Origin of the sequence: Bartonella harrusi (assembly GCF_024297065.1) — a bacterium.
GTDB lineage: Bacteria > Pseudomonadota > Alphaproteobacteria > Rhizobiales > Rhizobiaceae > Bartonella > Bartonella harrusi.
Window position 1 is genome coordinate 698,525 of sequence record NZ_CP101114.1, and the last position, 15,395, is coordinate 713,919.

The window sequence follows — 15,395 nt, forward strand, 5'->3', positions numbered from 1 at the left end:
CCTTTTAAGACTATAGGTAAGTAACCTAATAAGAGAGTATAGATTATGGTTTTAAGATCTATACCTCTTGTAATTAGTGTATCTTAAAAGCTTTATTTATCATCTTTAATTTCTAATTCAGGTAGGTTTTTAACAATCTTCATTGTTTCTAAACTTACCGTAATAACCCTTTGAAACAATTCCAATGGATAAGCAGGGTTTCCAATTGTTTCAATAGTATAGCGATTGGTATTATTAACAATGCCACTCTTTTTATCATTTTTTACACATTGACGCCCCATAACCCATTCAAGAGTAGATTTACCATTTACAATATAGTTATAAGCTTCAAGAGGAATATCTTGCATGAGGTATAGAGCAATTCCATTGCTTATGACATTGACTCATTAACAATCGAAAAGAATTGCAATGGCGTTTTATAAATACATTTAGAACAAATATCGAGTGCCCAATAAACCAAAATGGCGCGAAAATCTATCAATTGCTTCAAAAAAATTTACCAAGATGCAATTATAAACAGCCTATAAACAGCAAAGTAATGAAATTTGCTATTCGTTTTTGCGACAATAAAGACAAATTTGAACCGTATTTTAAGTGATCAAAATGGTTATTTTGAAGTATTTTATTACCTCTAAAAAACATAACAATTATTTGTTAAATTTACCGATAAAAATTGACAAAACAAACAAAACTCAAGTCACTGATTGTCTATTTTGTTCACATTGCTTTTATGTATTGGATTGCAAAAGTGTATAAAATGCTAACCTATTGAAATAGAATATTTTTATTTTCTCTCTCAACTTTTTTAAATGGGAGGGGGTAAATCAACAGACAAAACTAACAAAAGAGGCAAAACTCTTATTTCAATAGAATTGTGATCATTCGCTTTGCAGAGAGGTGAGCGAACAGAATGCCATTGAAAAGAATTTTGCAAAATTGTTTTGAAGATCTTTAAAAGCACGCGCTTTTTTATTGATGGGGATAGGGAGCATTAAAGATTGACACTCCGAACAGTTTTGGTTAAGAAGTACATGATAAAAGCGTGGGGGAGAGATTTTCACAAAATTAAAATCAGGCAAGGTTTTGGTGCCAATTGTATTGAGATGCTGATATCTCTGGATGCGAACGCATGTACTTTTTTGCTCAAAATTTTCAAATATTTATGAAGCGTTTTTAAAGAGCGCTTTACTGGATGACCAAAAGTGGGGGCGTCTTTCATTGTTTTTTGGATATTTACGTCAAACTTATCGCTTAAGGCTTTTTCTAATCGTTTTTATCTTCTTTTGCATGTTTTGTGGTGGAAGGGGAGTTTTGGCGCGCTCTTCGGCTGTTTTCCAGTCTCCAGCAGATGTTTTTTCACGTCAACAGGCTGAGCAGCAAAGATTAGAGAAGATAGAGAGTTTGCGGGCTTTAACGCCCAAAGGAATGACCTCTTCTTCTGAAAGAGAGCAAGGCGCGCTGTTGGGTGGGGGACCGTGTTTTGCCATTCATCATATTGCTGTTGAGGGTGTGCATCATCTCAAAAAGCGCAGCATCGCAACCGTGACGAATCCTTATGTTGGGCGATGTCTTGGGCTTTCTGATATTCAGGGATTGATGAAACAGCTCACCAAGCTTTATTTAGAGAAAGGCTATGTGACGGCGCGTTTTTATATTCCCGATCAGGATATCAAAAGCAGCAAAACTCTCAAATTTGTTGTTGATGAGGGGCAACTTTCAGAGATCTATTATAATGGTTTTCCGGCTTCTGCTTATAACAATATTGTGTGGAGTGCTTTTCCTGGCCTTAAAGGGCACATTCTCAATATGCGCGATATTGAACAGGGCCTTGATCAGATCAACAGGCTTCATTCAGCGCATGCTAAAAGTGAACTTTTACCTGGTCGTGAAGAGGGCAGCACCATTGTCAATATTAGCCATCATCCTGGTCACACTTTAAGTATGACTGTTAGCCATGACAATTTGGGACCAAGCCTCGACGGGCTATGCGCGTTATAGTGCGGGGATAAAGGTTGAAAATCTTTTGCAGATTAATGATGCGTGGGATTTTAACTATCAACGCAGTGCAACAGATTATTGGGGTGAGAGCAAACAAGAGGGGCATAGCAATAATTTTTCGGCAAGTGTGAGTGTCCCTTACGGTTATTGGACATTTTCTTTGCATGGTTCTGTTTATGATTACCTGAGCATTATTAAGGGCAATTTTACAGAGATTGAGACGACGGGCAATTCCAGTGAATTGCACGGCAATGTGAGCAGAGTGATTGATCGTGATGGTCTTTCGTTAACGACGTTAAATTGGGGTCTTTCTTATAAAAGAACCAACAATTATCTGCTTGGCAATAAGATTGAGGTGGGCAGCCGGCAATACAGTGTTGCCAATATTGGTGTTTCGCATTCGCGCCAGATGTTTGGTGGGACTTGGACATTTGATATCAATTATTTGCAAGGGCTTGGTTTGTTTCATTCTGTCAAGAAGCATCAAGCAGGTGCAGGGGATGGGGAGCCTCAATTTACAAAATTTACAGGCACACTGAGTACGATGACACCCTTTAAGGTGGGGGGATTGGACTTTATCCTCAACACTCTTTTGGTAGGGCAATATTCCCCGCATAATTTATTGGGTGCGGAGCAGATTTCCTTGGGGGGTGCTTCCAATGTGCGGGGTACGCGTGAGAGTTTGCTCTTTGGCAATAACGGTTTTTTCAGCCGCAATGATTTGTCTTTGCGTGCAGTGCCTTGGAGCAATAATGCTTCTTTGCAAAAGATTTTTGGTGAACTTCGTCCTTATGTTGGTTTGGACTATGGGCGTATTTTTTCACAAGCGTGTTATGGCTTGAAGAGTGAACAGCTTGCTGGTTGGACAACAGGGGTCAAGCTTGTGGGGGGAATTGTCTCTCTTGATGCAAGCTATTCGAATATTTTGTGGAGCACCGTAAAACACAACAAGTCGGGCACGGTTTTTGTGACGATGACAGTGAGTCTTTAAACACAGCGATGGGGAGTTAAAAGATGACACACAATCAGAGAACAAAAAGAACCGCTTTCTTTGGAGTTTCAGTCACAAGGAGCATGCTGAAGAAAACTTTGCTCGCGGGGCTTGGTTCTACTTTTCTCTTACAGGCAACAATAATTCAGGCACAGATTACTGTTGATCCTCACGTAGGTAGCGTACATCGTCCTAATATTGTAGAAGCCCCCAATGGGGTTCCCTCGATTGATATTGTCACCCCCAATGGCATGGGTTTATCACACAATAAATATCACGATTTTAATATCGGTCATCCAGGTGTTATTTTCAACAATCATACCAGTGAAGTTGGACAATCGCAGTTGGGGGGCATTATGCCGGGCAATCCGCATTTACGCTCTTCTGGTTGGGCAAAGGTGATTTTAAATGAAGTGACCAGCGGTAACCGCAGTGCCCTTGAAGGTCCAGCGGAGGTTTTTGGGCATCAAGCCGATGTGATTATAGCCAATCCCAATGGGATCAGTTGTAATGGCTGCGGCTTTATTAATACGCCTCGTGCAACCTTAACCACCGGTGTTCCCGAAATTGACGTGAGCGGTTTTCTGAAAGGATTTGCGGTCAAGGGAGGGGATATTAACTTTGGAGAAAAGGGTGCGAATTTTTTCTCTGGCAAGGGTTTGGTTGATATTGTCGATATTGTTTCACGCACAGTGCATTTTGAAGGACCTGTTGCGGGTCGAGAGATAGGGGTGAGTGCTGGGACGGGTCACTTTGATTATGCTTCTCGGCAAATGAAAGATCTCATGGATATTACCGGTAAACCGGAATATGCGATAGATGGTTCTGCGTTGGGCGCCTTACAGGGGGATCGCATTAAACTTGTTGCCACGGAAAAGGTGTAGGGGTTCGCATGCGTCATGATATGGCGGCGAATGTGGGGCAGTTGCAGCTTTCTGCGGATGGGAAAATTTCCTTGAAGAATGTTTTTGGTCATGGCGGTGTTGTCCTGAAATCAAAGAGCAAGAGCATTTTGGCAAAAAGCATTGCCTCGAAAAAGGATGTTGAGATTGCCGCAGCCAAGGATGTTACGTTAGAAAAAGTTGGAGCGGATGGTCATTTGAAAGCCGATGCGCAAGGTGGGGTTTTAACCATTTCAGGAAAAGCAACCTCTGCGGGCAATATGCATTTGTCATCACGGGGTGCTCTGAAAGTTTCTCAAGTTGGCTCTGGAGCGGATTTGACCTTTGCCACAGGGGGTGATCTCACCATTGATGGGATTGTTTTAGCACAAGGGGCTCTTAAAGCACAAGCTGGTGGCAATCTTCAGGCAGGTCTTTTCGCTGGTGGTGTTGATATGGAGGCAACGGGTGCTGCGGGTATTGTTGTTCTTGGTAGCAAAGGGGATGTTGCTCTTGAAAGTGTTAGAGGAAGCATTCATGCCGCCAATATTTATGGGGCAGGAGATGTGCGATTGGTTTCGCATGATGGGCTTTTTGTTTCGCAAACGATTCTTTCGCATCACGATGTATCCATTCATGGGCAACCAAACAGCAATGCTCCTGTTCATTTTGGGCAGCTTTTAGCCTATGGCAAAGCCAACATTGAGGGTGGAGTGGTTGATTTTTACTCTTTAATGACGGGCGATGATGCCCTTTTAAAGGTTGGAAGTTTGGCTGCTGGAACCGTTATGACAGCTGTTGATTTCGCACAATCGACCGAGGATGGGAAGATTGTTTTGCATGATAAAGGCTCTTTTGCGGTGACAGCGCGCGAAGGGATAAAAGTTGGGCAGATTGTGAGTGGTGAGAATATTGACCTTTTTGCCGGCAGCGACATTTATTATGATCATGTCATGGGCTATGGCACAGCAACCCTGACATCCGTGTCTGGAGGGATCAGTGTTGAAAATGAGCTGTCTGTTATGGGGGATGTGCGATTGACAGCCAAGACCCTTGATTTAAGCAATAATCGTTCGCATATTTGCACGCCGCAAACGCTGTTTTTGCAGGGGGATCATATTAATGTTTCAGGCAGCACGTTGACTTATGGGGGATTAGATTTTAACAGCACCAATGCTCTTGATATTCATCATGCTCTTTTACGAGCCATAAGGGATGAAGTGGGGACAGGAGATATTCTCTTTGTTGCTCCAGGCGTTATGGTGGATGAGAGCACATCGGTTTTAGCGGCGCGCGATTTTGTGATCAAAGCGGGGCGATTAGACAATAGCGGTCAATTGGCAGCGGGACAGGATTTAGCCTTTATGGTGAAGGGTGATGTCACCAACAGCAAAACGGGTTTAATCTATGCAGGGGGGCGTGGTGCCCTCAAAGTTGATGGTGCTTTGTTGAATGCTTTTGGCGCCATTATAGCCGAGGGAGATTTGCTATTCAGCAATGCAGAGGGCACGGGCAAGAGCCTTTCGCTTGTCAACAAAGCAGGTTTTATTCAAGCTGGTGGAAACTTGAATATCCAAACCACTACACTTAAAAATGAAGCTGATAGCACGCCGGTCATCACGGAAACATCGGAATATGCAAACATTGCCTTCGAAAAACCAGAGGGTGCTGATCGGCTCAGTGATGGAATGTTATATCAAGATGGACCTAACCTTTGGGGAAAGGGGCATGAACATCAAAGTCATACTGGGCCTTTTAAAGGGCACGTAAAAATCTTTTTGGATGTTCCTCTTTGGACGAGCAAAGAAGAAACTTATGGTACAGTAACCTTGGAAGATGGAACAGTTTATAAGGCATTTACTTGGGAATTTAAACCTGTCTATGATCAAAAGTCCGTAAAACAGTATTCTTGGAATGGTTCTCGGCGGAAGGCAGGATGGTTATGGTCAATAAACGAAAACTGGTCGCATATGACAAAGCAAACTGTCACGCAAGGGCTTTCGCATAAACCAACCGTGCCGGGGATGATACAGTCGAGCGGTGATCTCACCATTAACGCTGATAATATTGACAATCATTATAGTCTTATGAGTGCGGGTGGAAATGCCGATATCCATGCCGATGTGCTGACCAATTTAGGGGCAACAGCCTATAAAAATACGTATATGCATTGTAATGCCAATACAGACAATTGTTATGGCTATAAAGCTGATGGAAGCCGCGATGTTTCTTTAGACATAGCCAATGGCAAGAATCGCCAAATTAGCTCAGAAGCTCTTGATACGGTTTCTGGTCTTGTCCAAGCAGCGGGCACGTTGAATTTGGTGGTTGGGACGCTTAATAACACAGCGGCACAAGGTTCCATTACGGGGGATGCGCATTTTGAAGCCAAAGCCGTTGGAGGAAATCCACTGGATGCCTTAAATGGCTTAACTGCAAATGGCTTAACTGCGGCGGATGCTTTATTTATACCAAAAATCGCCTTGAATGGGACAACGGGTGTTTCCGATGGCAGTTCTTTGCCTGTACCAAAACCGCAATCGGGTGGAGTGGGTGGCACTTTGCCAAAACAAAATTTCCTTTATGAAACGCGGGCAGAATTCCTTGATGTTGGCAAGTTTTATGGCTCAGCCTATTATTTACATAGAATTGGTTACAATCCTGATCGGGAGATTTTTTTCTTAGGGGATGCTTATTTTGAAAAGCAATTGATTGAAAAACAAATGCGTGATCTTGTTGGTCAAGGTTTGGGTAAGGGCGCGTTTATTCCAGGCAAGGATAGCATTGAACAAGTCAAAAACTTGCTGGATGTGGGGGCAGAATATGCAAAAACACACAATCTTCCCTTTGGTGAGGCTTTAACAGCAGAACAATTGGCTTCATTAGAAAGCCCGATGGTGATCTATGTACAGCAAAAGGTAAAGGGTATGGATGTTTACGTACCCGTGCTTTACATTCCAGAAAAGGACAGAGCCTCCTTTGTTTCTGCTGGTGCCTTGATCATGGGGGATGATGTCAATATCACCAGCGAGAATACCAGCAATTCAAGGATTACCAATTCAGGGCGGATTGCGGCATCGCACAATTTATCTGTCAATGTTGGGGATATTCTTGCTCAAGGGGGGCATTTTGCTGCGGGTAATGATGCTGTTATGGTTGCAGAACACAATATTGGTTTTGCAGCAGGGCGCACAACGGTTGACGGTGTGGAGACTGTTTTAAACACGAAGGCGCTTTCTGCGGGGGGCAATGCGAGGGTGATTGCCAAACAAGATCTCACCGCTTCAGGAGTGGGGATCACCACAGGGGGTGATCTTGCCATGACCACAGAGCAGGGCAATTTGACGATAGGCACAGCCAAAACCCATCACCACACGGGGCGCAGTGATGCCACCATGCATCATAAATCGGAAGTTCAGTCTGGGGGGGCAACAACGCTTCTTTCTGGCAAGAAACTTAATGTTTTAGGTTCTGATGTTCAAGCAAAGGATGCACTTCACTTACAAGGCAAAGAGACCGTTTCGATTGATGCCACGCGCAACACTATGAACAATCAGAACGGCAGTGAAACATCCCATGTTGCCTTACATAATGGTTCTCATTTGCGTTCTGGACAAGAGACCATAGTTCTCTCTGGTCAAGATATTCACATAGCTGCTTCTGATATCGATGCCAAGGGCAATGTTGCTCTTGGTGCTCAAGGGGAGATCAGTATAGGGGTGAGAGAAGATGAGATGGAGTATCATCTTCATACCAACAATGCGAAAGCGGATATGCAAGCCTCTATTTCTCAGGGTTCTTTGATAAAATCGGCAGGGGATGTTAGTGTTGTTGCAGGGCAGGATGGCAAACAGCATGATCTCACCATCACGGGTAGTGATGTTGCCGCTGAGGGCAAGGTGGGGCTGAAAGCGAGTAACGATATTGTCATCACCAATGCAGAAGACAGCCTCCATTATGAGATGGAGTACCACAAAAAGGGAGGAACATTTAGCAGCAGCAAATCAGCGCACAACAAGATTGATGCGACAACAGTGGTAGGCTCAAGTGTTACAGGGGGTGAAGGGGTTGCCCTTGACTCTGGCAGAGATACCACCATCATCGGATCAACGCTTGTAGCTGGTAAAGTAGCTGGTAAACAAGAGAAAGCAGCAGATCAGGCAAAAGCGGAGATTTCCATTCATTCGGGTGGCAATATTACCATCAAAGGTGCAAAACAACAATTTGACCAGCAACAACAATCCTCGTCCAGCAGCTTTTTTCACGAGGAATCCTCAGAGAAATCTGAAGCGCACACCACAACGGTTGCTTCTGTTCTTGGCGCGACAGGCAATATTGACCTAGAAGCCCAAGGGAAAGGCAAAATTACGGCGTCTCATCTGGTGTCAAATCAAGATATCAATATGCGTGCGCAAGATGTGACGATTGATGGCATGACAGAGCACCATAGCAGCCATTCAGAAGAGCATAAATCTGGTTTTGGTGTGGGATCAGGAAGTGGCTTTGTGTCGATATACGGGAGTGAGGGAAAAACACAAAATGGAGAGCGTTTTGAATATCAAGGCTCTTCTTTAAATGCGGACGGAAATGTCAACATCATTGCTAGGGAAAAAGATGTGAACGTGGTCGGCTCTGATTTTAATGCGCAAGAAAATATTCATGTTTCGGCAGCCCGCAATATCAATGTTTTACCTGGTCACAATAGTCATAGCGCAAGTTCAAAGGAAGAACGCACAGGTTTTGGCTTTCAGTTTACCAAGAAGACCAGTGGTGCCTCTCTTGGTATTGGGATTGCCAGCACGAAAGACACGGGCGATCAATGGGAAACAACAGCAGTTCAATCGCATCTGATGGCAAAGAATGATGTGCAGATCAGTGCCGGCAATGATGTGAATTTACAAGCGACAAATGTTTCGGCAAATCGTGATGTCAACATTGATGCTGGCAATAATATCACGCTTTCGCAAAGCTATGATACCTCTAACGCAAAAGAAAGCCATGAAAAGTCTTTTGCCGGTGTTACAGCCTCTGTTAATATTGGTATTCTTGGCACCATACAGGATGTAAAGAATGCAGCAAAACGTTTTGACCATGGGGATACCAAACATAAAATTGGCAATGCCATTCTTGGCGGTCTAAAAGGCTATGATTTCTATGATAAAAGCCAAGGTTTTTATCATGGGATAAAGAATGGCTCCCCAAAAGGGGCTCTTGCCAATATCGCTGATGTTTCAGCCAATGTCTCCGTGGGCTTTCAGACTGAGAAAGCAAGTGCCTCTTCTCAGACATCAACCGCAGAAACCACAACAATAGAAGCAGGGCGTTCTGTCACGATGCAAGCCCATCAAGGCAACATCCATGGTGTTGGAACGGATATTATTGCCGGTACCAATCCACTTTATGCAACGGGTAGCGATACACAGAGTGGAAATATCAACTTGGCAGCAGGGAAAGATATCATCCTTGAAAGTGCCAAAAACACCCAAGACACACAAAGTCGCATGCAAAGTGCTTCGGTCAATGTTGGATACAGCTATGGTACGGGTGGTACAGGTTGGATGGGCAATGCCTCTTTTGGTAAAGGCAAGGGCTCCAGTGAACAGGTTCAGCAGAAGAACAGCCATGTCATTGGCACCGGCACGGTTCACACTTCCAGTGGCGCCAACACTACATTGAAGGGTGCCGTGGTTTCTGGGAATCGTGTAGAAATGGCAATTGGTGGGGATTTGACCATTGCCAGCATCAGTGATACGGGACATGCTACCAACGAGCAGAAATCTGTTTCTGTTGGGTTTGATAGTGCGAAGAGTACGGATACAGCTTCAACCAATGTTTCCTTACAAAAGGATCAATCCTCCAGTGAGTATAGCAGCGTTATAGAGCAGTCGGGGATTAGAGCGGGGAAGGGTGGTTTTGAAATCACTGTAAAGGATAAAACAACCCTGACAGGGGGTCTCATTGCCAGCAGTGCACCGGCAGAAAACAACCGTTTGACCACCGGAAGTATTATTGCCACGGATATTGATAACCATGCTGAGGCAAAAGCCAACAGCCGTGGGATTAGCATTGCTATGGGTGGTGCAATGCAAAAAGGGACATATGGTGTTGCGAAAAATGTTGCCAAAAATATTTTAGATCATGCCAAAGCGCAAGATACAAAGGAAGGCGCAACCAAATCCGCTATTAGCAATGGCACTATCGTTATTACCGATGCAACGGGGCAGCAGGCATTGACAGGGCAAGGGGTTGAACAAACCATCGCCTCCCTCAACCGCGACACTGCGACAGCCCATCAAGCTGTACAACCGCTTGATGTCGCCAAGCTAGAACAGATCGTGCATGAAAACCGTGAAATGGCAACCCAATTGCTAGAAGAAGGGTTTAAATACAGTGATGAAGCTTATAAAACCATGTTTATCAAAAAGCACCCCATCTCTGTGGTGGCCCGTGATAAAAATGGCAAAATCATCTATAAAAAAGATGAAAATGGGCAATATATAAGAGACGCTCGTGGTCAACAAATTCCCGAAACGCGTCCTTTAACGGATGAGGATAAGCAGCATTTACAGAAAGGCGCTGATGGCAAAGTGCATATCTCTCTCAATGGGATTTTTACATCGCCTGAAGAGGCTGCTGTTTATGCGGTTCAGCATGCCAATAATCAAAATGATCCGATTTATTTTGTCAACTTTCCGCAAGCAGATTCGGCCATCTCAGAGCTGCTGGTCGCAGGCTATCAAAAGTTTCTAGAAAATGACTTTTGGGGTTTGAGCAATTCAACACAAGAAGCAAAAGATTTGATGTATGGCTACGGTAACAGCGGGTTGGAACTTTATGGCCATAGCCGTGGTGGCATGACAATTTATAACACGTTGAGTTCTTTAAAACATCAAGGCGTGCATGATATAGCAGAAAACACCAATATCAATCTTTATGCGCCAGCTGCTAATGCCGCAGCTACAGCCGGTCTGTTAGCTTATGTGAGCAATGGCAAACAAACAACAGTTGGCTTTGATGGGCATAAAGATGATTTTGTGAGCAGATGGATCGGAGGCAATGGTTATACCTATGAGACAAAGCCTGCTGGCAGTAGTACTTGGAACGAAATGTCGAAAATGTTCAAAAATCCCATAAGTGTCCATACTTGTCTTGGAGATGCAAGTCCAAAATGCCAAAAGCTGTATGGCACATCCCATTTAGAACAAGTTCCTTCAAGAAAATCGTGGAGTAAAAAATGAAACAAATTTTAAAATTATTAAGTACTATAATTCTGTTGAGTATAGTGGGATGCCAGTTTAATAAACCTCCTCTAGGAGAGATAGCTGCGTGGGAGAAACCTGGAGCAGATTTTACTGAGGTTGGAAAAGCATTGCTAGAATGTGGCATGCCAACCCCTTATGATGTCGATCCAGAAAGCAGAAAGCTAAGTATCAATGCGAAAGCATCCATTGATGCATGCATGATTCAAGCAGGTTTTCGTGATAAATATGAGATGAAGGGAGGGGGGTGGTGTTATACTTTTAGAGAGAAAAACCTCCCCATCTGTCGTCCAGGTGCTGTTATTCCGCAGCGCAGTGTCAAGAGGCGCTTAAACAGCCCTTTTTGTAAACAGCATCCAGAACAATATGAATGTTATCCCTAAGTCTTGCTGATGATAATGAACAATCCTGCTCTATGGCGGGATTGTTTTCTTATTTCACCATCGCAATACACAAATATCAACAGGCTTACCAGCCATCTCACCGTAAAATAGATCCCTTAAAGGAGGGACAAAATGAAGAAAACTTTAAAACTATTGAGCTGCATAGTTCTCTTAAGTACGGCTGGATGTGTTAATTCAATTCCCTCACTTTCTCCAGAATTATGGAGAAAGAAAATACTTTTAGAATGTGGAGTACCGGATTTTGATAAGGTTGTGGCGCTAGATTTGAATCAATACGCCAGTATTGAAATGTGTATGGCACAATCAGGTTTCCGCCCTAGCTTTCCAATACAAGGTTTTTGTGAGAATCACAAAGCCGAAAATCTTCCCATTTGTCGTACAGGTGCTGTCATGCCTCAACGAAGTGTTGAGAGACGCTTAAAGAGCCCTTATTGTAAAAAGCATTCAGAACAATATGAATGCCAACCTTAACAGTACCCAAAGCGCTTCGGTCAATGTTGGATACAGCTATGGCACCGGTGGCGCAGGGGGAACAGGCAATGCCTCTTTTGGTAAAGGCAAGGGCTCCAGTAAAGAGCTTCAGCAGAAGAACAGCCATGTCATTGGCACCGGCACAGTTCACACTGCAAGTGGCGCCAACACCACATTGGCAGGCGCTGTAGTTTCTGGAAATCAGGTCAAAGTGGATGTGGGGGAAAGCTTGACCATTACCAGCCGCAGTGATAGTGGACAGACTTCCAACAAGCAGAAATCTATTTCTGTTGGTTTTGGTGGGAGCAAAAGTTTTGATGCAGGCTCAACAAGCCTCTCCTTACAAAAGGATCAATCCTCCAGTGATTATAGCAGCGTTATAGAACAATCAGGCATCAAAGCGGGTGATGGCGGCTTTGATATCAACGTTAAAGATAACACAACCCTGACAGGTGGTCTCATTTCCAGCAGTGCACCGGCAGAAAACAACAGTTTGATCACTGGAAGCATCACAGCCACAGACATCACCAACAGTGCGCATGCCAAAGCGAGCAGTCATGGGGTTAGTGTTTCTGGTGGTGGTCTTTTACAACAGGGGACATCTGGTATCCTAAAGAATCTTGCTAAAAATGCTTTAGGGCATGGCAAAGCCAAGGATGCAGCGGAAGGGGAAACCAAATCGGCTATCAGTGAGGGCACCATTATCCTGACAGGTGCAACCAACCAAAGAGCGATGGGGCAAGATGCTGGACAAATCATTGATGCCCTCAACCGCAACACCGCGGCAGCCCATCAAGCTGTAGGACAGCTAAATGTAGCACCACTTGAGGATATATTGCGTAATCGTTTAGGTATGAAAAATCAATGGGTAGATGAATGGTTTGATTATTGGGACAAAGTACGCGAAATCGCATTTATCAAAAAGCATCCCGTGGGTGAGGTTGAGCATGCTGAAAATGGCAACGTACTCTATTTAAAAGATAAAAATGGAGAGTACATAAAAGATAGCAATGGAAAATATATTACCCTGTATCATTATTTAAAGCCTGAAGAAGAGCAGCATTTGCAAGCTGGCTCTGATGGAATCAGGCGTATGTTCTACAATGGCATTTATAACACACCAGATGATGCGGCCCGTAATGCAGTTCAATTAGCTGATAATAAGAATGAACCACTGTATTTTACGTACTTTCCACAAGCAGAAGACAAGCTCGTAGAATTTGGGGTAGCATTTTATCAAAAGTTTTGGGAAGGTGATACTTGGGGGCTGAGTAATTCAACCAAGAAGTTCCAAAATTTTGTGCGGCAATATGGCAATAAGGGGGCGATAGTTAGTGCGCATAGCCGCGGTACCCTAACAGTAAGCAATAGAGTGAATAACTTTAAAAAGCATGGTGTTCATGGCGTAGCTAAGAAAACAGACTTCTATCTTTTTGGAGCGGCTGCTCACAATCAATCGATAGCAAATACAGTAGATGAGATAAGCTATGGCAAAAAAAATTATGTCTACACACAAGGCCATCTATTAGACCCTATTAGTACGGTTGTTGGTTACAATTGGCCTACAGCTTATAAGGTACCCAATCTATACCTTCTACCAGCAATTCCAACGATAGAGCAGGGGAAAGCACTATTAGGCTATGATCCAAGTACCCATAGGTGTTATGGTGATGCGAGTCGTGAGTGTAAAACTAATTACGGTTCATTTCCTTTTAAAAAAACTCATTCAACGAGAACAGGAAATAAAAAATGAAACAAACCTTAAAATTATTAAGTGGGATCATTCTATTAAGTGTCTCTGGATGTGACATTGAAAATATTGACAAGTCTCCTCGAGGAGAGACGGCTGTGTGGGAGAAGCTAGGAGCAGATTCTACTGAGATAGGAAAAGCATTGCTAGAATGTGGTCTGCCGCACCTTAATTATCTTGAGGATGAAGTTCAAAAGTTAAGCGATAATGATAGTGCAACGATTGATGCTTGCATGATCCAGGCAGGTTTCCATTATAAAGGGAGGGGTTACTGGTGTTCTCCTTTTAGATGGGAAACCCTCCCCATTTGTCAGCGTGGTGCTGTCATCCCAAAACGAAGTGTCGAAAAGCGCTTAAACAGCCCTTTTTGTAAAGAAAGTCCAGTACAACCTGAATGCAAGCCTTAATTTTTTTTGGTGATAATGAACAATCCTGCTCTTTTGGCGGGATTGTTTCTCTGGAGGCATCCTTTAACAGATGAGGAGAAACAGCATTTACAGAAAGGCGCTGATGGCATCAGGCATATGTTCTACAATGGCATTTATAACACACCAGATGAGGCAGCGCGTAATGCGGTTCAGTTAGCTGATAATGAGCATGAGCCGCTTTATTTTACAGTTTTCCCACAAGCAGAAGACAAGCTCGTAGAGTTTGGGGTAGCAGTTTTTCAGAAGTTTTTCGAAGGTAAACTTTTTTTTGGATTGACCAATTCAACCAAGAAATTCCAGAATACCATGTCTCTTTATGGCAATACAGGATTGCATGTTGATGCGCATAGCCGTGGCGCTTTGACAGCGGGCAATGGATTGCGTGACTTTGAGCAGCATGGCATCCACGGTATAGCGGAAAACACAAGTATTAATCTTTTTGGTCCAGCTTATAACGCTCAAAAGATGGCAAATACGTTGTATATCTTAAGTAATGGCAAGCAAACTTATGTGAACTTGGAAAACCACGCTGATGATTTTGTTGGTGTAGTATTTGGTGGAAATCCCGCTACTTTTGACCAGAGACCCCTTGGTAGTAACGCAGCAAAAGAGGCAGGAAAAGTGGTATTTGGTTATCCCAGTCCCCATGGTTGTTATGGTGATGCGGACAAAGCGTGTACAAAGAGTTATGGTTCACCCCATCGTAAAAAAGTTCATTCAACGAGAACAGGGAGCAAAAAATGAATACACTGTTTAAATTATTAAGTGGGATAGTTCTACTCATTATAGCTGGGTGTGATTTTTTTAAGCCTGCTCCAGGTTATATATACATGTGGGAGAAGCCAGGAGCAGATTTTACTGAAGTAGGAAAAGCCTTATTAGAATGCGGAATGCCAACACCTTATGATGAGGATCCAGAAAATAGAAAGCTGAGTATTAATGAGGATGCGACAATTGATGCTTGTATGGTGCAAGCAGGATTCCGCTATAAAGGGAGAGGTGACTGGTGTTATACTTTTAAAGAGGAAAACCTCCCCATTTGCCGTCCCGGTGCTGTCATCCCGCAACGAAGTGTCGAAAAGCGCTTAAACAGCCCTTTTTGTAAACAATATAAAAACAGTCGTAAATGCCAACCCTAAGTCTTGCTGGTGATAATGAACAATCCTGCTCTTTTGCTTTCGCTTGAAATGGCGGGATTGTTTTTTCACTCCAC

Annotated in this window: 6 protein-coding genes and 3 pseudogenes; 8 read left to right on the plus strand and 1 reads right to left on the minus strand. The window is 43.5% G+C overall.

What is annotated here, in order from left to right; translation table 11 throughout:
- Positions 1–92: 92 nt before the first annotated feature.
- A pseudogene (locus tag NMK50_RS03195) lies at positions 93–347 on the minus strand (type ISP restriction/modification enzyme); the annotation flags it as partial.
- Between the two features lie 841 nt (positions 348–1,188).
- Here NMK50_RS03195 and NMK50_RS03200 point away from each other — a divergent pair.
- From NMK50_RS03200 to NMK50_RS03235, 8 genes and pseudogenes are all read left to right on the plus strand, one after another.
- A pseudogene (locus tag NMK50_RS03200) lies at positions 1,189–2,989 on the plus strand (ShlB/FhaC/HecB family hemolysin secretion/activation protein).
- Between the two features lie 23 nt (positions 2,990–3,012).
- A pseudogene (locus tag NMK50_RS03205) lies at positions 3,013–11,108 on the plus strand (hemagglutinin repeat-containing protein).
- Positions 11,105–11,512, plus strand: a complete 408-nt coding sequence (locus tag NMK50_RS03210) for a hypothetical protein (RefSeq protein WP_254770851.1) — start codon at positions 11,105–11,107, stop codon at positions 11,510–11,512. The pseudogene NMK50_RS03205 and the gene NMK50_RS03210 overlap by 4 nt, the downstream one beginning before the upstream one ends.
- Before the next feature lie 132 nt (positions 11,513–11,644).
- On the plus strand, positions 11,645–12,004 hold the full coding sequence (locus NMK50_RS03215; RefSeq protein ID WP_254770852.1) for a hypothetical protein: 360 nt from the start codon (positions 11,645–11,647) through the stop codon (positions 12,002–12,004).
- A complete protein-coding gene (locus tag NMK50_RS03220; RefSeq protein WP_254770853.1) occupies positions 11,988–13,757 on the plus strand; it encodes a hemagglutinin repeat-containing protein in 1,770 nt (589 codons plus the stop codon). The genes NMK50_RS03215 and NMK50_RS03220 overlap by 17 nt, the downstream gene beginning before the upstream one ends.
- Complete coding sequence (locus tag NMK50_RS03225) at positions 13,754–14,161, plus strand: hypothetical protein (protein WP_254770854.1); 408 nt, start codon at positions 13,754–13,756, stop codon at positions 14,159–14,161. The genes NMK50_RS03220 and NMK50_RS03225 overlap by 4 nt, the downstream gene beginning before the upstream one ends.
- A 15-nt stretch (positions 14,162–14,176) precedes the next feature.
- On the plus strand, positions 14,177–14,926 hold the full coding sequence (locus NMK50_RS03230) for a hypothetical protein (protein ID WP_254770855.1): 750 nt from the start codon (positions 14,177–14,179) through the stop codon (positions 14,924–14,926).
- Positions 14,923–15,321, plus strand: a complete 399-nt coding sequence (locus NMK50_RS03235) for a hypothetical protein (protein WP_254770856.1) — start codon at positions 14,923–14,925, stop codon at positions 15,319–15,321. Before NMK50_RS03230 ends, NMK50_RS03235 begins: the two co-directional genes overlap by 4 nt.
- Positions 15,322–15,395 lie beyond the last annotated feature (74 nt).

What these genes read in the sequence shown, in the direction of transcription:
- NMK50_RS03210 (WP_254770851.1), top strand. Translation starts at nt 11,105, where the DNA reads ATGAAACAAATTTTAAAATTATTAAGTACTATAATTCTGTTGAGTATA.
- NMK50_RS03215 (WP_254770852.1), top strand. Translation starts at nt 11,645, where the DNA reads ATGAAGAAAACTTTAAAACTATTGAGCTGCATAGTTCTCTTAAGTACG.
- NMK50_RS03220 (WP_254770853.1), top strand. Translation starts at nt 11,988, where the DNA reads ATGAATGCCAACCTTAACAGTACCCAAAGCGCTTCGGTCAATGTTGGA.
- NMK50_RS03225 (WP_254770854.1), top strand. Translation starts at nt 13,754, where the DNA reads ATGAAACAAACCTTAAAATTATTAAGTGGGATCATTCTATTAAGTGTC.
- NMK50_RS03230 (WP_254770855.1), top strand. Translation starts at nt 14,177, where the DNA reads ATGAACAATCCTGCTCTTTTGGCGGGATTGTTTCTCTGGAGGCATCCT.
- NMK50_RS03235 (WP_254770856.1), top strand. Translation starts at nt 14,923, where the DNA reads ATGAATACACTGTTTAAATTATTAAGTGGGATAGTTCTACTCATTATA.